The 21166-nt window shown below is 72.4% G+C and carries 19 protein-coding genes; 3 read left to right on the forward strand and 16 right to left on the reverse strand.

Annotation, left to right across the window (positions count from 1 at the left end):
• Positions 1–777: an SDR family NAD(P)-dependent oxidoreductase gene (locus ACT01A_RS03305; RefSeq protein ID WP_445150822.1), complete on the forward strand. Its 777-nt coding sequence runs from the start codon at positions 1–3 to the stop codon at positions 775–777.
• Positions 778–1251: 474 nt separating this feature from the next.
• Here the strand turns inward: ACT01A_RS03305 and ACT01A_RS03310 are convergent, their stop codons facing one another.
• The 15 genes from ACT01A_RS03310 to murA form a co-directional block, all read right to left on the reverse strand.
• Positions 1252–1995 carry a glutathione S-transferase family protein gene (locus ACT01A_RS03310; protein ID WP_445150823.1) on the reverse strand — a complete coding sequence of 248 codons (744 nt, stop codon included), beginning with the start codon at positions 1993–1995 and terminating at the stop codon, positions 1252–1254.
• A 33-nt stretch (positions 1996–2028) separates the two neighbouring features.
• Entirely contained in the window at positions 2029–2382 is a 354-nt protein-coding gene (locus ACT01A_RS03315; RefSeq protein WP_445150824.1) for a hypothetical protein, read from the reverse strand.
• A gap of 89 nt (positions 2383–2471) precedes the next feature.
• Positions 2472–2999 carry a cupin domain-containing protein gene (locus tag ACT01A_RS03320; RefSeq protein WP_445150825.1) on the reverse strand — a complete coding sequence of 176 codons (528 nt, stop codon included), beginning with the start codon at positions 2997–2999 and terminating at the stop codon, positions 2472–2474.
• 111 nt (positions 3000–3110) lie between these two features.
• Positions 3111–6374 (reverse strand): BTAD domain-containing putative transcriptional regulator, encoded by a 3264-nt coding sequence (locus ACT01A_RS03325; RefSeq protein ID WP_445150826.1) that lies wholly within the window; start codon positions 6372–6374, stop codon positions 3111–3113.
• Positions 6375–6394: 20 nt separating this feature from the next.
• Positions 6395–6670, reverse strand: coding sequence for a hypothetical protein (locus ACT01A_RS03330; RefSeq protein ID WP_445150827.1), 276 nt, complete (start codon positions 6668–6670; stop codon positions 6395–6397).
• Positions 6671–6816: 146 nt separating this feature from the next.
• Positions 6817–9603, reverse strand: a complete 2787-nt coding sequence (locus ACT01A_RS03335; protein WP_445150828.1) for a PKD domain-containing protein — start codon at positions 9601–9603, stop codon at positions 6817–6819.
• Between the two features lie 64 nt (positions 9604–9667).
• Complete coding sequence (gene hisF / locus ACT01A_RS03340; RefSeq protein WP_445150829.1) at positions 9668–10435, reverse strand: imidazole glycerol phosphate synthase subunit HisF; 768 nt, start codon at positions 10433–10435, stop codon at positions 9668–9670.
• Positions 10436–10474: 39 nt separating this feature from the next.
• Positions 10475–12364, reverse strand: coding sequence for a hypothetical protein (locus ACT01A_RS03345; RefSeq protein ID WP_445150830.1), 1890 nt, complete (start codon positions 12362–12364; stop codon positions 10475–10477).
• A 168-nt stretch (positions 12365–12532) separates the two neighbouring features.
• Positions 12533–13306: a 1-(5-phosphoribosyl)-5-[(5-phosphoribosylamino)methylideneamino]imidazole-4-carboxamide isomerase gene (hisA, locus tag ACT01A_RS03350; RefSeq protein ID WP_445150831.1), complete on the reverse strand. Its 774-nt coding sequence runs from the start codon at positions 13304–13306 to the stop codon at positions 12533–12535.
• Positions 13303–13944, reverse strand: a complete 642-nt coding sequence (hisH, locus tag ACT01A_RS03355; RefSeq protein WP_445150832.1) for an imidazole glycerol phosphate synthase subunit HisH — start codon at positions 13942–13944, stop codon at positions 13303–13305. The genes hisA and hisH overlap by 4 nt, the downstream gene beginning before the upstream one ends.
• Before the next feature lie 16 nt (positions 13945–13960).
• Entirely contained in the window at positions 13961–14557 is a 597-nt protein-coding gene (gene hisB, locus ACT01A_RS03360) for an imidazoleglycerol-phosphate dehydratase HisB (RefSeq protein WP_445150833.1), read from the reverse strand.
• Positions 14554–15798, reverse strand: coding sequence for a histidinol dehydrogenase (gene hisD / locus ACT01A_RS03365; protein ID WP_445150834.1), 1245 nt, complete (start codon positions 15796–15798; stop codon positions 14554–14556). The genes hisB and hisD overlap by 4 nt, the downstream gene beginning before the upstream one ends.
• A complete protein-coding gene (gene hisG / locus ACT01A_RS03370) occupies positions 15795–16481 on the reverse strand; it encodes an ATP phosphoribosyltransferase (RefSeq protein WP_445150835.1) in 687 nt (228 codons plus the stop codon). Before hisG ends, hisD begins: the two co-directional genes overlap by 4 nt.
• The gene (hisZ, locus tag ACT01A_RS03375) at positions 16478–17419 is read right to left on the reverse strand and encodes an ATP phosphoribosyltransferase regulatory subunit (RefSeq protein WP_445150836.1); all 942 of its coding nucleotides are present in this window, start codon (positions 17417–17419) and stop codon (positions 16478–16480) included. The genes hisG and hisZ overlap by 4 nt, the downstream gene beginning before the upstream one ends.
• Positions 17420–17564: 145 nt before the next feature.
• Positions 17565–18866: a UDP-N-acetylglucosamine 1-carboxyvinyltransferase gene (murA, locus tag ACT01A_RS03380; protein ID WP_445152790.1), complete on the reverse strand. Its 1302-nt coding sequence runs from the start codon at positions 18864–18866 to the stop codon at positions 17565–17567.
• A gap of 64 nt (positions 18867–18930) precedes the next feature.
• On the opposite strand from murA, the gene ACT01A_RS03385 reads away from it, so the two are divergent.
• Complete coding sequence (locus ACT01A_RS03385; RefSeq protein WP_445150837.1) at positions 18931–19542, forward strand: HD domain-containing protein; 612 nt, start codon at positions 18931–18933, stop codon at positions 19540–19542.
• A gap of 25 nt (positions 19543–19567) precedes the next feature.
• Positions 19568–20794 carry an MFS transporter gene (locus tag ACT01A_RS03390; protein WP_445150838.1) on the forward strand — a complete coding sequence of 409 codons (1227 nt, stop codon included), beginning with the start codon at positions 19568–19570 and terminating at the stop codon, positions 20792–20794.
• Here the strand turns inward: ACT01A_RS03390 and ACT01A_RS03395 are convergent.
• On the reverse strand, positions 20776–21114 hold the full coding sequence (locus ACT01A_RS03395; RefSeq protein ID WP_445150839.1) for a hypothetical protein: 339 nt from the start codon (positions 21112–21114) through the stop codon (positions 20776–20778). The genes ACT01A_RS03390 and ACT01A_RS03395 overlap by 19 nt on opposite strands.
• Between the last annotated feature and the right edge of the window lie 52 nt (positions 21115–21166).

Raw genomic sequence — 21166 nt, forward strand, 5'->3', positions numbered from 1 at the left:
ATGTCGGATGTCCCGTCCCCCATCCTTGATGCCTTCCGCCTCGACGGCAAGGTCGCCGTCGTCACCGGCGCCTCGTCCGGCCTCGGCGTCGCGTTCGCCCAGGCGCTGGCCGAGGCCGGCGCCGACGTCGCGCTTGGCGCCCGCCGCGCCGACCGGCTCGAGGACACCAAGAAGCTCGTGGAGGCCGCGGGTCGCCGGGCGATCACGGTCGCGACCGACGTCAGCAAGCCCGAGGACGCCCAGCGCCTGATCGACGAGACCGTCGCGCAGCTCGGCCGCGTCGACATCCTGGTCAACAACGCGGGCGTCGGAACCGCCGTCCCCGCCTCGCGCGAGACGCCCGAGCAGTTCCGCCAGGTCATCGACGTCAACTTGAACGGCGCCTACTGGTGCGCGCAGGCCGCCGGCCGCGCGATGGCGCCGGGCAGCAGCATCATCAACATCTCGTCGGTGCTGGGAATCACGACCGCGGGCCTGCCGCAGGCCGCCTACGCCGCGTCCAAGGCGGGGTTGAACGGCCTCACCCGCGACCTGGCCCAGCAGTGGACCGGCCGCAAGGGCATCCGCGTCAACTCGATCGCACCGGGCTTCTTCGCGAGCGAGATGACCGACCAGTACCCGCCGGAGTACTTGGAGATGATGAAGTTCCGGATCCTGGCGGGGCGGACGGGGGATCCGGCGGAGTTGGCGGCGACGGTGGTGTTCCTGGCGTCGCCGGCGGCGGGGTACATCACGGGGCAGACGCTGCCGGTGGATGGTGGGTTGACGATTACGTAGGGGCGCCTTGGTGTTGGTGGCGCAGGCGTTTGTGGCGCGCGGTGCGGGGCGCTGAGGGTGGTGCGCGGCGTTGGAGAGGGGCGGCGAAGGAGTGAAGCCGGGTTGGCGTGGCGACCGCTGTCGGTCGTCCTCGGGCGTCGTCTTGGGCGCGGGGCGGGCGGTTCGGGGCCGAAGGGATGGGTCCGGGTCGTCTAATGGTCGATATACGACGCTAAAACGACCCGGATCCCCGGCGGTGCTCCATAAGGGCCGAGATTCGGGATGCGGGTCGCGTTATGACGAATAGTTGATGCTAACTCGACCCGGATCGCTCTTTCGGCCCCGAACGCTCCCCCCGAGCCCGGCAACACGCCCGAGGACGACACCAAGCGGCGGCCACGCCCGCCCGGCTTCACTCCTTCGCCGGCCCTCTCCAACGCCCCGCACCGCCACCAACGCCGCGAGCCGGGCGCCACAAACGCCCGCGCCGCGCGCCTACGCCAACCACCCCGCCGGGAACGCCCCCACCGGAACGATCCCCGGCCGCTCCTCGAACCACTTCCGCGCCACCTGCTCCGCCGGCCGGCCATCGATCAACACGCGCAAATCCCCGACCGTGCGCAACACCGAGAGCGTCGAGCCGATCTGCAGATCAGCCGCATTCGGCTCCTCACCGAGCAGAACGCCATCGGCGACGTACCGATCCACGCGATCGAGCTTCGCCGGCAGCCCTGCAAGATCCTCGCCCAACCGAACCGCCGTGAGCTTGTGGTACTTCCAGGTGCCGCGGATCATCCTGATGGCGAAGTCGGTCCCGGCCGGATCCAGCGGCGCGCCGCCGGGTGCGAACGTCCCGAGCGACTCGGGTCGGAAGTGCAGCGCGCCCCACGTCAGGCTGCGGCCCAGCGGCTGGAGCTCGGCGTCGCCCCAGGTCATCGCCTCGACGACCTTCTCCCCCAGCTCGCCGTCAGGGAACAGCGCCGGCGAGGGCGCGATCTGCTCCAGGCGCTCCAGGATCGCGTTGGATCCGTGCACCGGCTCGTCGTCGAAGACCGCGCCCGGCACGGTCGTGCGGTCGTCGCCGTAGACCGCGGCCATCTGCTCGATGTGCGGCCCCGGCTGCAGCTCGACCCGCTCGTAGTCGAGCCCCTTGAGCTTCAGCGCGGCCTCGACCGCGGCGCACGGATGCGACGGGCCGAGCAGGTGAAAGACGATGCGCGGCTGCGCGGTGGCGGACATCCGCGCATCGTATTTGCGAAACGTTGCGCGCGCCTAGAGGAGCGCCATGTCCGGGTCGTGCAGCAGGAACCCCGCCGCGTCGAGGATCCCGCGCTGGTCGAGGCGGTTCAAGCGCGCGATCAGCTCCGAGTCGCCGCTCTCCCACGCCGCGACGGTCGCGGACTCGTCGATCGGCTCCAGGCCGGCCTCGGCGGGGTCGTCGAGCGCCTGGCGGAACCAGGCGAGGTCGTCGGAGATGCGGCGCGGGCGCTCAGCGATCGCCTGCGCCTCGGGCTTCCACGGGTCCTCGCCGGCGCGGCGCTCGGGAACGCCGGGCGGACGCGTGAGCGCCACGCCAAGCGCGCCCATCCAGTCGGGCTGCGGCTGCACGAGCTCCAAGATGGCCATAGCCGACGTCCTTCCCGTTAGGACGGGAAACTGAGCATCACTGGTTGCTCGCCCTTCCAAATGTGGGCAAAGCTCACCAGCCCGCACGTTCAGGCAGCAGTGGCGAACGGTGAGTCGCCGAGCAGTTCGACGCCGTTGAGATAGGCGGTCTGCTGGACGGCGATCGCGGCGGCCGGGTGCGGCGGCGCGATCGGCGGCGGTGGCAGCTCGCGGCCGGGCGCCGGGACGCTGAGCGCCCGGAAGTAGCGCTCCTGGCCGGCGGGGATGCCGAAGATGATCAACTTGGTGTCCGTGTCGGCGCGCAGCGCGTGCGGCGTCTCGCGCGGGATGAACACGACGCCGCCGGCGGCGATCTCGTGCTCCTCGCCATCGATGTGGACGGTCAGCGCGCCCGACAGCACGTAGAGGGTCTCGTCGTCGTAGGGCTGGCGATGCAGCGGCGTGTCGGCGCCAGCGGGCATCTCGACCTCGACGAGCGAGACGCGATCGCCGGTCTGGGCGCCGGTGAGCCGCAGGTCCACCAGGCGGTCGCGGTACCAGCGAAGCTCGCCGTCGCCGGGGAGCGCGACGGTCGGCTGGGCCTCAGGAGCCGGGGTGGTTGGGGAGGAAGCGGTCATGGCGAGCACTGTGAAGGTCGGCTCTTGCCGCCCGCTTGCCATCCGCGGTCAGACCGCGCCGCCGCGCTTGCCGCTCGCTTGCCAGAGCCACGAAAGCCCTGCAAATCAGCGCTACACGGCCATGCCCGCGAGCACTCGGCGCTGGAGGCCGGTGGTGTCGGCGTCCGGCTCGATCCCGGCGCCTTCGACCAGCAGGCGGCGACACTCGAGGTACTGGCGCAGCGCCAGCGACCGACGGCCGGTCCGCGCGTGCGCGGTGATCAGCATGCGGTGCGCGCCCTCGTCGAGCGGGTCGAGCGCCACCAGCCGGCGCCCTACGGCGGCGACCGCCAGCTCATCCCCGGCCGCGCGATGCTCGTCGCCCAGCGCGACCAGCACGCGGTGCAGCAGCGCCTCCAGCTCCTCGCGCCAGTCGGTCGCCCAGTCCGCGTACTCCTCCTCGGGCAGCGGCGTGCCGGCCCACAGCCCGGCGGCCGACTCCAGCGCACCGCGGCGCGCCGGGCCGATCGTCGCCAGCGCCTCGGTCGCGACGACGGTGAAACGCTCGGCGTCGACGACGTCGCGTTCGTCGAGCTCCAAGATGTAGGCGCGGTCGGAGTACTTGATGGCACTGCTCTCCGTGCCGGGCGGATCGACGACCTGCCGCGCGCGGGAGACCGCGACCTGCAGCGCGCTGCGCGCCTTGTCGGCGGGCCGGTCCGGCCACAGCGCCTCGAGGATCCGCTCCTCGGCCACGGGCGCGCCGCGGTTCACGAGCAGGAAGCGCACGAGCCGGACGACGGTCGGGCGGCCCCAGGTGCGCTCGTCGACCTCCCACGCGCCACGGCGCAGCCGGAAGCCGCCGAGCAGCGAGAACACGCGCGCGGGCGGACGGCGGCGCACCCGCGCGACCGCCTCGGTGATCGCGGCGGCGACCGCCGGGTCCTCGTCGTTCTCCAACGCCTTGATCGCCGAGCCCGCGACCGGATGCCCGGATGCCGCGATGGCCGACGCGGCCGCGATCCGCACCGCGGCGCTCGGGTGCGACGCCAGCTCCAGCACATCCGGGCCGTCGCCGAACGCGCCCGCGACCGCCCCCACGACCGGCGCGGCCGGCAGCGCGCCCTCGGCCAGCAGGTCCCAGGTCAGCGCGCGCAGCCGCGGCCACTCGGCGCGCACCAGGTGCGCGGCGGCCTCCGGGCGGGCGGTCAGCAACGCGAGCGCGTCCGCAACGTCGCCGCGCGCGCCGTCCACGTCGCCCTCCTGCTCGCGGATCCACGCGCGCAGCACGAGCAGGCGCGCCACGTGGTAGCCGGCCTCGTCGCGGCCGAGCCGGGTCTCGACGCGCGTCAGCCCCTCCTCGATCAGCGCCAGCGCGCGGTCGCGGTCGCCGATCTCAGCCAGCGCGGGCGCCAGCGAGCAGATCAGGAAGTCCGCGAACATGATCGGCATCCGCGGCGTCTGAGCGATCGCGAACTCCGCGGCGCCGCGGGCGGTCTCGGCGTCCCCGCGCGCCGCGGCGGTGATCGCGACCGTCGCCGGCACCCACGCCATCGCCCACGCGTCCGGTGGCGCCCCGCCCGAGCCGACGACCGCCTGCACGACCGCGTCGGCCTCGCTGTAACGCCCGGCGACCGCCAGCGTCCAGCCGCGCAGCGCGGGCCCGAGCGTCCCGATGAACGGGTGTGTGCCGGAGCGCTGGACCTCGGCGGTCAGCCGCTCGTTGAAGTCCAGCGTCTCCTCGACCCGACCGACGTCGACGTGGGCGAACGCGGAGATCGCCAACACATACAGCACTTGCTCGGGGCGATCGAGGACGTGGTCGACCGAGCTGAACTGCGCGAGCATCTCCTCGTGGCGCCCGGCAGGGAACCACAGGTAGGCGTCGGCGATCCGCGCGACCTGCGCGCCCGGCCCGCTCCCGGGCTGGACGAGGATGCGCTCGCGCAGCCCGAGGGCGGTGGCGGCGTCGCCGCGCGCGGCGTGCAGGATCGCGGTCCACGCGGCGGCGACCAGCGCGATCGGCCGTCCGGCCAACGGCTCCGGGTCGTCATACAACTTGCCGATGCGCTCGACCTCGTCCAGGCGCCCGGACCAATACGAGGCCTCCAACAACGCCGCGCACGCGACGTCGGCGGGCTCCTGAAGCCCGGCCGCGGCCAGGCCGGTGCCGGCGTCGTAGAGGACGTCGACGGCCTCGCCGAGCCGGCCCGAGGCGACGAGCAACAACCCGTCGAGCATCGCCGCTCCGGGCGTCCCGCGAACGGCCGGGCCGAGGCGATCCAGCCAGGTGCACAGCAGGTCCGGCGAGGCGCGCACGAGCGTCGGAGCGTCGGCGAGCATGAGGCCCAGCGCCTGGTCGCCGCGCCCGGCGTCCAGCCACGCCTCGACCGCCTCGGCGTGGCGGCCCTCCTGCGCCAGCGCGCCCGCGGCGCGGTCCATCAGCGCAGCACGGTCCTCAGCGCCGCGCTCGCGCGCCCAGCGGGAGCGCAGCGCCTCGCGCACCAGCGGATGCCAGGCGGTCACGCCCGGCGAGCCGGCGACCTCGCGCAGGCTGAGCCCGAGGCGCGCGGCGGACTCCAGCACGCCCGGCTCCAACCCCAGCGCGCCGAGCGTCGCGGGCGACAGCTCGTCGACCACCGAGGAGTCCAGCAGCGCGCTGCGCGTCGCCGCGTCCAGCTCGTCCAGGACCTCCTCGACCAGGAACTGCTCGATCGCGGCCGCGCCGTCTGCCGCGCGCGCGGCGCCGAGCGCGACGCCCAGCGGCCAGCCGAGCGTGCGCGACATGGTGGCCTCGACCTCAGCGTCGCTCGGCGGGCGGCCGTCGCGCGCCTCCAGCACCGCGGCGCACTCCTCGGCGCTGAAGACGAGGTCGGCCTCCCCGAGCTCGGTCACGAGCCCGGCGGCGGTCAGCTTGGCGAGCTTCAGCGGCGGCCGGCGGCGAGAGGCGACGACCAGGCGCAGTGGCCCGCCCGCGCCTTCAAGCAGCGCGCCGAGCACCGCGATCGCGGGCGGCGCATCACCGAGGCGCTCGACGTCGTCGACGACCAGGATCAGCGGCTCGACCAGCAGCCGTCCGAGGTCGTCGACGAGCACCTGCGCGGCGGTCGCGGGATCGACGGTCTCCCCCGCCTCGCCGAGCTGGTCGAGCAAGACGTCGGCCGCGCCCGGGACGGTGCGGCGCACCGCCTCCAGGATCGAGACGATCAGCCGGCCGCCGTCGGCGTCGCGCTCGCGACAGGCGTGGAAGATCGCGGGCGCGTCGTGGGCCTCGACCGCCTGCTGAACCGCAAGCGTCTTGCCGTAGCCCGCGGGCGCGACGACGAGCAGGCAGCCGTCGTCCAGCGCGCGGCGCATGCGGTCGGTGAGCTGCGAGCGCTGGATCCCGTCTGGCACGTTGGCGCTGGAGCCTAATGTCAGGCGCCGACCGCGCCAAGAGCCTCGGCGGCGAGCGCGTACTGGGCCTCGGTGAGGCGGATGTGCGACTGCTGGCTCATCGACCGCGGCGGGACGCCGATCGCTTCGACCGGCGGCGCGTTCTCCAGGTGCGGGATCACGACCAGCGGCTCGATCGAGACCCACCACGGCCAGCGCGGCGCACCGTCGTTCTGCGGCTCCGAGGTCACCTCGGCGATTCCGAAGACGCGCTTCCAGACCGAGGCGTACAACACGAGGCGATCGCCGGGCGCCATGCGCGGCCTCCTCGGGAAGCCCGTGCGCGTGAGCCGTACCGCAGCGCGCTCGGGGTCGGCCAGCCACGCCTCGGGCAGCGGGCCCTTGGCGTGGCCGATGGCCTTTAGCCAATGGCCGCGCGTGGCCCGCGCAATCTCGTCTTGAGCTATCCCTTCAACACCCAGAACTTCACCCTAGCGACGGCGCCGTTGGGCTTGTTGTCCGCGCCCAGCGGCGTGACCGTGATCAGGTAGGTGCCGGCCTTCAACTTGGTGCCCTTGGCCAGCAGCGCCTGCGGACGCAGGGAGGCGATCGTGCCGATCGCGCTGTTCTTGGAGCCGGAGGCGATCGTCAGCGAGGTGCCGGTGGTCTGCTGCGTGCTGACCGGCGTGTACTTCCCGGGCTTGTACTTGCCGTCGTCCTGCTGGACGCCGCGCAGCGGCGGGCAGCTGCGGACCAGCGTGGAGCCGGTCGCGCGCTGGAGCGTGACGCGGACGGTCGCGGCGCCGCTCAGCTTGTACTTCAACTTGACCGAGCGCGTCGTGGCGGCCGAGGCCTTCACGCAGCGCGGGGCGACGCTCAGGCCCGACACCGAGACCGGCGTGGGCTTGGGCGTCGAGGCGGCCGCGACCGGGGCGGCGGGCGTGGGCGCCGGGGCCGGCGTCGTGGGCGTCGTGTCCGTCGTGGGCGGCGCCGGCGCGGCGGTGACCGTCGCGGTCGTGGTAGCCGCGGCGCTCGCGGCGCCGTCCTTGTCGGTGGCCGTGACCGAGATCGAGTACGTCCCAGCAGCGGCGTAGATGTGCGTCGCGGTGGTGTGCGGCGGGCCGGCGACCGTGTCGCTCTTCCCGTCGCCCCAAGCGATGGTGTAGGTGAAGCCGGCAGCCGCGTCGGCGCCGGAGGCGTCCGCCACGTCGGCCGTGAGCGTCAGCGGCGTGCCCTCCTGGACCGCGGCGGGCGTCGCGAGCGTCACCGCCGGCGCGACGTTGCCCACCGTGATGGCGGTCGTGTAGGTCGCGACGCCGTCGTCCTTGTCGACGATCGCGCCGCGGACGGTGACCGTGCCGTCGTCGTCGGTCGGGACATCCAGCGACGTGGCGATGACGCCGCCCGCGTAGGTGCCGTCGCCGACGTCCCACGTGCCGTCGTTGTCGGTGTCGTAGGCGTAGCGGAACCCGGCGCCGGTGTCGGCGGCCGACGGGTCGCTCGGCGCGGTGAACGCGACGTGCGCGTCTTCGCCCTCGTCGACCGCGCCGTCGTTGGCGAACGTCGCGGTCGGCGCGACGTTGGTCACGACGAGATCGCGGGCGTAGCGCGAGACGGCCTCGTCCTTGTCGATCACGGCGGCGGTGAGGTGCAGGGTCGCGTTGTCGTCGGGCGTGAACGTGGTCGACGCGTCGTTCAGGGCGTCGCCGTAGGTCTCGCCGCTGCCGTTGGCGACGCCGTCGCCGTCGGTGTCGAAGAAGTAGCGCAGCGTCGAGCGGTCGTTCGGTCCCGCGTCGGCGGCGTTGTCGAGGCCGATCGTCGCGGGCGAGCCTTCGGGGACCGTCGTGTCACCACTGGGCGTCGCGGTCGGCGTGGCGTTGAGGACCGTCAGCGGGACGGTCCCCGCGGTGGTGGTCTTGCCGTCGGAGACCCGCAGGCCCAGGATCGTGTTGAACGGGCCGTCGCCGAAGCCGAGCGCGTCGGCCTGGACGGCCGTCAGCGTCGGGGTGGCGCCGGTCGCGTCGTCGTACTCGGTGTCGCCGTCGAGGTCCCACGCGTAGGTCAGCACGTCGCCGTCAGGATCGGAGGACTGCGAGGCGTCGAGCGCCAGGCCGTCGCCCTCGGTGATCGTGTAGCGGTTCGCGGGCGCGGGGATCGCGACCGCGACGGGCGCCCGGTTGGGCGTCGCCGTGGTGAAGGTCTTGCTCGCGCCGTAGCCGGTGCCCGCGCTGTTGGTGGCGAACGCGCGGACGGTGTAGCCCTTGGCGCCCGTGAGGCTCGCCGCGGTGAAGGTGAAGGGGTCGAGCGAGTTGTTGGCGTCCTGCTCGATGCTCGTGCCGGGCGCGCCGAGCGTCGGCGTGCAGGGGCTCAGGCAGTAGGCGACGCCGCGCGCCGTGAGGATCCCGTTGCCGTTGTTGGTGACCTGGCCGCCGAGCTTTGCGCTGGTCGTCGTGACGTCGGTCGCGTCGGCCGTCGTGACCGCCGGTGCGATCGAAGCGCCCGCCTTGCGCAGCGCGGCGACCGCGTCGACGTGCGGGTTGAGCTGGCTCTGGACGTTGGTCCAGCGCCAGTTGATGCCCGCGGTGGTCGCCTGGTTCTGGCCGGTGTTGCCGATGCGCGTCGCGCCCGCGCCGCGGACCGTGCCGGTCAGCGTCGCCCAGCGCAGGTCCGCCTGGACCAGGTCGGTGGAGCCCTGCGTGAACGGCGTGCTCGTGTTGCTGACGTTGCCGAGCGCGAGGACGCCGAACATCCCGTCGCCCGCCGTCGTGTTGTTGAGGGCGATCGACGCGGCGTTGGAGCTGTCGTCGCCCGGGGTCGCGGTGGCGACGATGACCGGGTCGATCGCGTCGACGCCGGTGTAGGCGGTCGCGCCGACGATCGCCGGAGCGGCCGCGGAGAGCGTCACGGTCACGGTGCCGTTGCCGGAGGGCGGCGCGCTGAGCGTCCAGATCTCGGCGGCGACGCCCGTGACGCCCGTGCCGGACTGGCCCTGGGAGACGCGCTTGGTCAGCGCCTGCCCGGCGTAGGCGACGCCGGTCACCGTCGCGGTGTTGGTCGTCGAGATCCCGACCGCCAGGAGCTTGCCGGTGCCGGCGGCGGGCACGGCGATGCTCGCGGTGACCGTCGAGCCGGTGCCGGACCCCGAGGCGGAGACCACCGGGACGACGTCGGCCTGAGCGCTCGAAGCGCACGCGATTGAGAGCGACAGCGCGCACGCTGCCGCGGAGAAGACCCGCACCGCCCCTTGCATGGGGCCCAACGTATGCCGGTTGGTTCGGCGGCCCACCTATACGGTCGGCCAGGTTGTGGCGCGTCTACGGTCGCACAGGGATGCCCGCGGCCAGCAGTCGCTCCTTGGCCTCGTGCACGGTGTGCTCGCCGAAGTGAAACAGCGACGCGACGAGCGCCGCGTCGGCGCCGGCCTCCAGCGCCTCGGTCAGGTGGTCGAGGTTCCCGGCCCCGCCCGAGGCGATCACGGGGACGTCGACCGCCTGCGCGACCGCGCGCGTGAGGTCGAGGTCGTAGCCGTCCTTGGTGCCGTCGCGGTCCATCGAGGTCAACAGGATCTCCCCCGCGCCGCGCTTGACGCCCTCGACCGCCCACTCGACCGCGTCGCGGCCGGTCGGGGTGCGGCCGCCCGCAACGAAGACCTCCCAGCCGTCGGCCTGCGAGGCGTCCATGCGGCGCTTGGCGTCGATCGCCAGGACGACGCACTGGGAGCCGAAGTGCTCGGACAGCTCGTCGAGCAGGTCGGGGCGCGCCACCGCCGCGGAGTTGACCGACACCTTGTCGGCGCCGGCGTCGAGGACGGCCTGGGCGTCGGCCACCGACCGGATCCCGCCGCCGATCGTGAACGGGATGAACACGTTGTCGGCCGTGCGGCGCGCGAGCTCGACGATCGTCTCGCGCTGCTCGTGCGTGGCGGTGATGTCCAGGAAGATGACCTCGTCGGCGCCCTCGGCGTCGTAGCGCTCGGCCAGCTCCACGGGATCGCCCGCGTCGCGGAGCCCGACGAAGTTGGTGCCCTTGACGACACGGCCGTTGTCGACGTCCAGGCAGGGGATCACGCGCTTGAGGTGCATCGGCGATGGAGGCTATCGGCGGGCGCGCGGCGCGCGCCTTCAGAGGCGCTCGATGGTGATCGAGTAGTGCGCGTTGGAATGGATGGCGCCGCCATAGCTCGACGTGCCGGTCTCCTCGTAGGGCACGTCGACCGAGAACGTGTGCGGGCCAGGGTCGAGCAGCGCGGCGCGCGGCGCGGAGGTGACGACGGTGAACGGTCCGGCGGCCTGCGTGACCGCGATCTCGCACGCGCTGATGATCGGCGCCACGTCGCCGACGTCGGCCCGGTGCACGTGCCAGGTGAGCTTGGCGTCGCCCGAGCCCGCGGGGACGAGCAGGTCGAGCGCGAGGGTGAAGTCCTCGGCGCCGGAGTTCTGCAGCTGGCACGGGATCCGCGCGGTGGCGTCGTCGTTCCACTTGCAGCCGCTCTCCGCGACGGTCTTCTGGATCCGGCCGGTGGCGGTCAGCAGGCCGGTCTGCTCGCCGTTGCCGAACGGCGCGGGGATCGGCGGGCTGAGCGCGCCGTCCTCGGGGCGACCGGACGGGATCAAGGTGGTGGCGTTGCCCTGGCTTGTGCTCGGCGCACAGCCGAGGTAGGGCGCGATGCCGTCGAACGAGATCTGGTCGGTGTAGGTGAACGCGGTGACGCGGTAGCGCGGAGCGGCCTGCTCGATCGGGATCGTGCGGGTGCCGACCGCGACGCCGGCCTTGGACGTAGCGCGGAACGTCGCCGAGCCGGACGGTGCTCCGTCATCGGTGACGGTGAAGGTGAACGACGGCTTGGTCCGGCTCGCCGACTCCGGGCCGATCGCAACCTGGCGCTTGTCGGTCAGCGTCCAGCGCCCGGCCGCGTCGTTGCCGGGATCGACGCGCGGGCGCATGGTGGACGTGAACGTGCCGGTCCCGTTCTTGACCGTGGGCCGCGCGCCCTCGCCGGGCGGGTCGAAGAGCATGGTCGCGCAGGTGCCGGCCTGGTTGATCTCACCCTCGATCGTGCGGTAGACGCCGACGCCGCGGGCGACGATGCGCGAGAACGACTGGTCAGAGCCCTCCAACAGCTTGCGGGCGGCCTCGGCGTCCAGCGCCGCGTCCTGGTCGGGCGGAGCGCCCTGGACGTCAGCACGGAGATCGAGCTGCTTGGACTTCAACGTGTAGGCGTTGGTCGCCGATCGCATGTCGACCTGCGCGACGCGGTGGGCCTGCATCCGGATGGCGATCGCCGCGTGGCCGTCGCCGACCGACGAGTGGTTGAGCGCGCTCACGTGGTCGACGTCGAGCGTGTCGAGCTTCGCGTCGTCCGCCGTCTGGGCCTCGAAGTGCGCGGTGTCGGTGATCTGCGTCGAGGTCCCGGAGACCAGCTCGCCGTCTCTCGTGATGCGAATCGTGATCCGCGTCATGACCTCCAGGTCACCCTTGAGCAGACCGGCCGCCGTCGGGCAGCGCACGCCCTTGACGCTGCCGCCCTCGACGTCGTCGGTGCGGTAGGAGATCGCGATCCGGTACTCCCCCGCCGGCACGACCGCGTCGAACCCGATCGTGGTCCCCTGCGCGACGCCGGTGAGGCCGCCGCCGTCGCTCTGCGCCGCCCTGGCCGTCCGCTTGGCCGCCGCGAGCTTCAGCCCTTTCGTGACGGCCGCCTGCACCTTGTCCACCCCGCCGGGCACGTGCCGCAGCTCCTGGAGGGGCGATCGCACGCGCCGTCCGCGCTTGTCCTTCAACGCCGGCCAGGTCGTCGATAGCACACGGTCGAACGCGAGCCGCCCGTGGTCGACGACCTTGGGCTTCGGTGGCGCGACCCGCAGCTTCACGCACCGCGTCCCCTTCCCGAGCTTGACCGCGACCGTGCCCTTTTTGCACGCCTTCGCCTTCGGCTTGGCCGCCTCCGCGGGCGCCCCGGCCATCAACGCCACCGAGACGAGGAACATCGCTACGCGCAGAGGACCGCTCATGGCGCGCCGACCGTACGCGCCATCCAAGCCCGGCGACAACCATGCCTAGGCGCGACGGCCTGGACGCATGGACACCACCCGACCGCCTCGCCCTCCGCCCAGCACCCGCCTCGCCCGCCAACCACCGCGCCCGCTACCCGGCTGCCTACCGGAGAGCGGCGGGGTCGATCAGTCGCTGGCGGGCACGGCGCGGTAGGGCTTCTTGGTGTCTTCGGTCTCCGGCTGAAGGGCCTGCTGGCCCTCGGCGATCGTGAAGCGGCCTTCGTAGAGGGCCTTGCCGGCGATGACGCCGCCGAGGTTGACCTGACGGAGGTCGCGAAGGCCACGGAGGTCGTCGAGGGTGCCGATGCCGCCGGAGTAGATGAAGCGGCCGCGGACGACCTGGGCGATCTTCTTGACGGCCTCAAAGTTGATGCCGCCGAGCATGCCGTCGCGGTCGACGTCGGTGTAGACGAAGGAGCGTACGCCGCGGTTCTGCAGGCGCTCGATGACAGCCTCGGCCGGCATCTGGGTGGTCTCCTGCCAGCCGGACGTCGAGATGTTGCCGCCGCGGGTGTCGACGCTGACGATCGTGCGATCGCGGAAAGCGCCCAGCACGTCGTCGAGGAAGTCGATGTCGTTGAACGCCGCGGTGCCGAGGATCACACGCTCGGCCCCAGCGCGCAGCGCGTCGCGCACCGCCGGCAGCGAACGCAGGCCGCCGCCGTATTGGACCGGCACGTGCAGCTCGGAGGTGATCTGCTCTAGATGGTCGAGCGACTTCGGCGAGCCCGTGCGGGCGCCGTCGAGATCTACGACATGCAGGAAGCGAGCGCCGGCCTCAACCCACGCGCGCGCCGCTTCGAGCGGCGAGTCCTCGTAGACCGTGACTTGATTGAAGTCACCTTTGACCAGCCGGACTGCCTTGCCCTCGCTGATGTCGATCGCCGGATACAGGATCAAGCTGCCGTCGCCTCCACTGACGTACAGACCCGCACGAAGTTCGCCAGCAAGGCGATGCCGTCGCGCGAGGACTTCTCGGGATGGAACTGGGTGCCGAAGACGTTCCCGCGGCCGACGACCGAGGCGAACTCGCTGCCGTAGTCGCTGATGCCGAGCGCGATCTCGCTGTCGAGCGGGATCCCAGGAACGAAGCTGTGAACGTGGTAGAACGGCGCCGGGTCGGGCAAGCCCTCGCTGAGCGCGGAAGGCTGCGACCACCGGACGTTGTTCCAGCCGATGTGCGGGACTTTGAGCCCGCGCGTGTCGAGCGGCACGACCTCGCCGGGCAGCAGGCCGAGACCCTCATGCGCGCCGAACTCCGCCGACCGCTCGAAGAGCAACTGCATGCCCAGGCACGCGCCGAGCACCGGCACGCCCTCATCTGCGCGCTCGCGGATCAGCTCGGTCAGCCCTGTCGCGTCCAGTGCCTCCATCGCACGGGCGAACGCGCCGACGCCCGGCACGACGAGGCCGTCGGTCGCCCGCAGCGCGTCGTGGTCGCCGGTCAGCACGACCGTCGCCCCCGCGCGCTCTAGGGACTTCTCCATCGAGCGCCGGTTGCCCATGCCGTAATCGACGAGGCCGAGGGTGACCGTCATGGCGTGCTCGCGCGGGTCATGAGGTCAGCGTTCCCTTGGTCGACGGCACGCGACCCTGCTCAGCGGCGTCGATCGCGATCGCCGCGCGAAGCGCCCGCGCGAAGGCCTTGAAGATCGCCTCGATCATGTGATGGGCGTTGGTCCCGGCCTCGAGCGTGACGTGCAACGTCATCTTCGCCGCCGACGAGATCGCCCGGAAGAACTCCTCGGCCAGCTCGTGGTCGAAGTTGCCGGTACCGCCGCCGGGCAGCTCAACCTCCCAGGCCAGGAACGGGCGCCCGGACAGGTCGAGCGCGACCGACGCACGCGCCTCGTCCATCGGCACGACCGCGTGGCCGTAGCGGAAGATCCCCGCGCGGTCGCCAAGCGCCTGATCGAGCGCCTGGCCGAAGACGATGCCGGTGTCCTCGACGGTGTGGTGCGCGCCGGTCTCCAGGTCGCCCTTGACGTCGACCAGCAGGTCCAGCCGCCCGTGCCGCGCCAGCAGGTCCAGCATGTGGTCGAGGAAGCCGACGCCCGTCTCACGGGTTCCGGCGCCTTCGCCGTCGAGACCGAGCGTCAGGTGGACGTCGGTCTCCTTGGTCTGGCGGGCGATCTCAGCGGTGCGCGTCATCCCGAGGGATTCTCCCGCACCCGCATCGACTCCGCGTGCCGGGTGAAACCCTCGGCCTCCGCGATCGGCACGCCGGCCCGCGCGAGCGCGTCCGCAGCGCCGTTGATCCGCACCACGCTCATGCGCCGCCGGAACTGCCGCGTCGACAGCCCGGACGTGAATCGCGCGGCGCCGCCGGTCGGCAGCGTGTGGTTGGAGCCCGCGACGTAATCGCCGAACGCGGTGCCGCTCTCGCGACCCACGAAGACGCATCCGGCGCTGCGGACCGCGTCTACGACCGCCTCCGCGCCGGATCCCATCAGCTCGAGGTGCTCGGGCGCGAACGCCTCGGCGACCGCCAGCCCTTCGTTGATCGACGCCACCACGACGACAGCAGTCGCCGCGTCGCCATCCGGCTCGGCCGACAGCCGGGCCGCGACGTCCTCGGCTAGCTCAGCGTCGTCGGTGACCAGCGCCGAGATCGTGCCCGCGCCGTGCTCGGCCTGGGCGAGCAGGTCGGCGGCGACCAGCGCCGCCTCCGCGTCACCGCTGGCGAGCACGAGCAGATCCGACGGACCCGCGAAGCCGTCGATCCCGACGTCCCCGCTCACTTGGCGCTTGGCCTCCTGGACGTACAGCGAGCCCGGGCCTGCGATGACGTCCACGCGATCGACCGACTCGGTCCCGTAGGCGAACGCGGCGACCGCGTGAGCGCCGCCCATCCGCCAGACCTCGTCGGCGCCGCACAGCGCGCACGCCGCGAGGATCACCGGGTGCGCGCCCGGCGCGCAGACCACGACCTCGTCGACGCCCGCCGCCCGCGCGGTCACGACGCCCATCACAACCGTCGACGGGTAGGGGTTGCGCCCGCCGGGCGTGTAGATCGCCGCGCGACGGACCGGGACCTCGCGGATCGTGACCGACTGCCCCTCGGGCAAATCCACCACCTTGTCGTCGGCGCGTCCCGCCTCGGCAACCGCACGCACGTTGGCGATCGCGATCTCCAGGCCCGCGCGCACCGCGGGGTCCAGGGCCTCCAACGCCTCCGCCAACTCCTCTGCGGAGACCCGCAGTGGCCCGGTCACGCTGTCGAAGCGCTCCGCGTACTCGACGAGCGCCTGCTCGCCGCGCGTGCGGACCGACGCCACGATCTCGCTGACCGTCCCGGACACCGACACGCCTGCGGGCGTCAGCGCGCGCAGCGCCTCCGCGACCGCCTCGGGTCCGCCCGCCTCCTTGGCCTCCAGCCGCTCGACGTTCATCCGCCCGGCACCGGTGAGAACGAGGAGTCGGCGACAGCGGCCCGCATGCGACGGGACAGCTCGTCGATCGCGGCGGACTTCAGCTTGTGCGACACAGGGTTGGCGATCAGGCGCGCGGTCGAGGTCAAGATCTCTTCGCGGATGACCAGGCCATTCTCGCGGAGCGTGTTGCCCGTCGCGGTGAGGTCGACGATCGCCTCCGCCAGCCCCGTGAGCGGCGCCAGCTCGACCGACCCCTTCACCTCGACGATCTCCACCGCGCGGCCGGTCTCCTCGAAGTAGCGCAGAGCGATCTTGTAGTACTTGGTCGCGACACGCATTACGCCCAGGCGCCGCAGCGCCTCGGCGGCCGGATCCGGCTGACCCTCCGGCGTCCGGACCGTGGCGAACACCATGCTGCACGGCCCCAGACCGAGGTCCAGCAGCTCGACGACCTCGCGCTCCTCTTGCTCGGTCAGCACGTCCTTGCCGGTGATGCCGACGTCGGCCGCGCCCGCCTCCACGTAGGTCGGCACGTCAGACGGCCGCATGGTGACGATCCCGACGTCCTCGAAGAGCAATTTGCGGCCGTTGGCGCGCACCTCGGCGGTGTCGACCCCGACCGCGTCGAGCAGGTCGAGCGACTCGCCGAACATCGCGCCGCGCGGCACCGCGATCGTCAGCTTGCCCGGATCGCGAGTCATGCCGCGACCTCCTCGCCCGCAAGCGCCAAGTGCAACCGGTCGACGTTGAGCGCGAAGCCGACCGCCGGCAGGTCGCGCCCGAAGCGCGCCAGCAGGTCGTCGTAGCGACCGCCGCCACCGAGCGGCTCGCCCAGCGCGGGATCGAGCACGTCGAAGACCGACCCGGTGTAGTAGCCCAATCCGCGCGCCAGCCCGAGGTCCAGCACGATCCGCTCGGAGACCGTCGTCGGCAGGCCGGCCAGGATCGCCCGCAGGCCGTCGGCCTCGCCGCCCGTGATCTCGTCCAGCACCTCCGGTCCACCGCGCAGCTGGGGCACGCGCACGAGCGCGTCGTCCACCCCGGCCGCCGCGGCCTCACGCTCCAACCGGACAAAGTCGCGCGCGCCGAGCGCCGCGAGCAGCCGCTCGCCGACATCCCCGGGCACGTCGAAGCTCTTCAACAACGCCGGGTACAGCGATGCGCTGCCCAGCGCGATCCGGTAGCCCTTGAGGTTGACGGCGTCGAGCGCCTCGCAGACCAGCGACAGCGCCTCGACCGTCCCGTCTGGCCCCGCCGATCCGAGCAGCTCGACGCCCGCCTGCAGGAACTCGCGGTTCTGCCCGCGGTGCGGGCGCACACCGCGGTAGACGTGGGCGAAGTAGCAAAACCGCAGCGGCGGATCGGCCTGCGCGTAACGCGTCGCAGCGACCCGCGCGATCGGCACGGTCATGTCCGGGCGCAACGCCATCACGTGCCCGTGGTCGTCGAAGACGCGGTAGGCCGGGTCCACCCCGGTCTCGCCGCGCCGCAAGACGTCCTCGAACTCGATCGTCGGCGTCCACACCTCTCCGTAGCCCCGATGTTCGAACACACCCCGTATCGCCTCGGTGATGGCACGCAGCTCGCGCATCTCGTCGGGCAGGACGTCTCGCGTCCCGTTGGGGATGGGGTGGATCATCGGAGTCCGCAGACTACGAGACCAGGTGTTACGAAAGTCGCGCGGTATGTGACGAAGTCGCAAGCTCGCGCAGAGCGCTCGCTTGCGGGGCGGGTGTTCGCCCAGAGGGCGAAACCCGCGGCGGCGGAAACCTTCGGCGTCGCCGCTAGGCGAGCGCCGGCTGCTCCGCCACGCGCTCGATCGACGCGCCCAGCTCGCGCAAACGCTCGTCGATCCGCTCATAGCCGCGGTCGATCTGGCGGATGTTGCCGATCTCGGTCCGGCCCTCGGCCGTCAACGCCGCCAGCAGCACCGCCATGCCCGCGCGGATGTCCGGCGACTCCACGCGCGCCGCGCGCAGCTGCCGCGGCCCGTGGATCAGCGCGCGATGCGGGTCCGCGATGAAGATGTTGGCACCCATCGCGATTAGCTTGTCGCAGAAGAACAAGCGCGACTCGAACATCCACTCGTGGACCATGACCTCACCGTCGCTCTGGGTCGCCAGCGCGACCGCGATCGAGGTCAGGTCGGCCGGGAACGCTGGCCACGGCCCGTCCTGGACCTTGGACGTGTGCTCGCCCATGTCACGCTCGACGACCAGCTTCTGGCCGCCCGGCACGATCACGTCGGCGCCGTCCAACTGCGTCTCCAGGCCGATCCGGCGGAAGACGAGGCGGATCATCCGCAGGTCGTCGGGCTCGGTGTCCTTGATCCGCATCTCGCCGCCGGTCATCCCGGCCATGGCCATGAACGAGCCGATCTCGATGTGATCGGGACCGATGTCGTGCGAGGTGCCGCCGAGCTCGCCCTTGCCCGTCACGTGCATGACGTTGGAGCCGATGCCGCGGATGTCCGCGCCCATCTTCACGAGCATGCGCGCGAGGTCGACGACGTGCGGCTCGGAGGCCGCGTTGAAGATCTGGGTCTCGCCCGGCGTCAGCGCGGCCGCCATCAGGGCGTTCTCGGTGCCCATGACCGACGGCTCGTCCATGAAGATCTCGCCCGCGCGCAGCGTGCCGGCGAGCTCCAACATGGTGTGGTCGTGGCGCTCGATGCGAGCGCCCAACGCCTTGAACGCGTCCAGGTGCGGATCGAGGCGGCGGCGGCCGATGACGTCGCCGCCGGGCGGCGGCATGTCGGCGCGGCCGAAGCGCGCGAGCAGCGGGCCCGCCAGCAGGAACGACGCGCGGATCTTCGACGAGATGCGCGGATCCACGCGCGACTCGGAGGTGATCCCCGCCGCGCAGATCGCGACCTCGTGCTCCCCGCGCCACTCCACGGTGGCGCCGAGGTCCTCGAGCAGGTCGAGCATCGCCTGGACGTCGCGGATGCGCGGGATGTTGCGCACGACGACTTCCTCCGCGGTGAGCGCGGAGGCGGCGAGGCAGGGCAGGGCAGCGTTCTTGTTGCCGGCCGGGATCACGGTCCCGGAGAGCGGCACACCGCCGTCGATGACGAACTTCTCCATACGGTCAAAGCGCCCGGATCGGCCGGAATCGGCGGTCGCGGGGCGCTGGGCTAGGGTAACAGCCATGTCCTCGCAGCTTTCGCGGGAGGAGGCCTGGGACCTCCTCGCCGAGTGGGTCGAATCGCCGTCTTTGCGCAAGCACTGCCTGGCCGTCGAGGCGTCCATGGTCGCCTATGCCCGGCAGCACGGCGAGGACGAGGAGCGGTGGGCCGTGGCCGGCCTGCTGCACGACGCCGACTACGAGCGCTTCCCGGATCTCGACGATGCCGAGAACGGCCACCCGCGGACGATCCTGCGGGCGCTGAAGGAGCGCGACCTCGACCCCGAGATCGTCGACGCGATCGCCGGCCACGCGCCGTTCTTGGGCGTGGCGCGCGAGACCCCGATGGCGAAGACCTTGTACGCCGTCGACGAGCTGTCTGGGTTCATCGTCGCCTGCGCGTACGTGCGTCCCGAGGGCATCCACGGGATGACGCCCAAGTCGGTGAAGAAGAAGCTTAAGACGCCGGCGTTCGCGGCGGCCGTCAACCGCGACGAGGTTCGCGAGGGTGCTGAGGAGCTCGGCGTGGACTTCGACGAGCACATCCGGACCGTGATCGCGGCGCTCGAGGCGCGCGCGGACGAGCTCGAGCTGCACGGCAAGGCCGCCGCGGCCGAGCCGGACGCCGCCGCCTGAGGCTGGGACCCGAGGCCCGCGCGTCGTGAACGGCGCCCGAGAGCGTTACGCGCGCGTCCTGCGCGTGCCGCACGCCCGCGCGTTGCTGCTGGCCGAGCTGCCGGCGCGGCTCCCCATCGGCATCAACGGGCTGGCGATCGTCCTGTTCTGCCGCGAACACACCGGGTCTTACGCGTCGGCGGGCGCGGTCGCGGCGGGATTCGGGTTGGCGGTCGGCCTGACGTCGCCGCTGATCGGACGGCTGATCGACCGCCGTGGCCTGGCGCGGGTCGTCGTCCCGTTCTCGATCGTCCACGCCATCGCGCTGTGGGCGCTGGTCGCGTGCGGCCTGTCGGACGTCCCGGTCGGCGCGCTGTTCGCGTTGGCCGTCGCGGCGGGGGCGTTCATCCCGCCGCTGGGGTCGATCTCGCGCGCGATGTGGCCGCGCATCCTCGCTCGTGAGGAGCCCGGGCTGCTGGCGACCGCGCTGGCGCTGGAGGGCGTGATGATCGAGCTGATCTTCGTGACCGGCCCGCTGCTGACCGCGGCGCTGGCGGTGCTGATCGATCCGGCGGCGCCGCTGATCCTGTCGCCGCTGCTGCTGCTCGGCGGGTTGTGCGGGTTCTTGGTCCAGCCGCCCGTGCGCGCGTGGGTGATCAGCGCGCACGCCGGGTCGCACGGCGCGCTCGGGGCGCTGCGCTCGGCCGGGATCCGGACGCTGATCCTGACGACCGCGCCGATGGGCTTCTGCTTCGGCGCGATGGAGGTGACGCTGCCGGCGTTCAGCGAGCACGAGGGGCACCGCCCGCTGGCGGGCGTCCTGGTCGCCGTGTGGTCGTTCGGGAGCGCGATCGGCGGCCTGGCCTACGGAGCGCGGTCGTGGTCGGATCCGGCCGCGCGGCGCTACGCGCGACTGGCCGCGCTGCTGCCGATCGGGTACCTGCCGCTGGCGCTGGCGCCGTCGATCCCGGTGATGGCGGGGCTCGCGCTACTGGCCGGGGTCTGCATCGCGCCGACGCTGACCGCGGGCAACCAGATCGCCGGTGACGTCGCGCCAGAAGGTGCTGAGACCGAGGCCTACACCTGGCCGACGATGTCGCTGGTCGCGGGGATCGCGGTCGGCAACTGGGTCGCGGGCGTGCTGGTGGAGTCCGGGTCGTGGCAACTCGGATGTCTGGCCGCGGCGGGCGCCGCGTCGGTCGCGGCGCTGCTGGCCGCGCTGCGGTGGAGGACGCTGAGCGGCGCGCCGGTCGTTCAGGAAGCGGCCTTGTAGCGGCCGCCGCCTTTGGCCCAGTCCTCGAGGTGCTCTAGACGGCAGAACGCGTCGCCGATCCGGTGGTGACCGCGGTGGCGGACGACCAGGATCCGCTCGACCCCGAGCGGGTCGCCGCACAGCGCGCAGCGGCCGAGGGCATCGTCGGGCTCGCCGTTGGGGACGATCGCACCCGTCTGCCACGCCGGACCCTGGATGATCCACGGCACGACGTGCTCCAGACGGCAGAAGACGGCCTTGCGCTGCTCCTCGGGCTCGGCCACGCGGAAGCCGTCGTCCTCCGGGACCGCGGTGCCACACCAGGTGCAGTGCTCGGCCATCGCTGACGTGGAGAGTAGCCGGGCGGCCGTCGGACCGACGCAGGGGCTACTT

This window comes from Baekduia sp. Peel2402 (genome assembly GCF_052567285.1).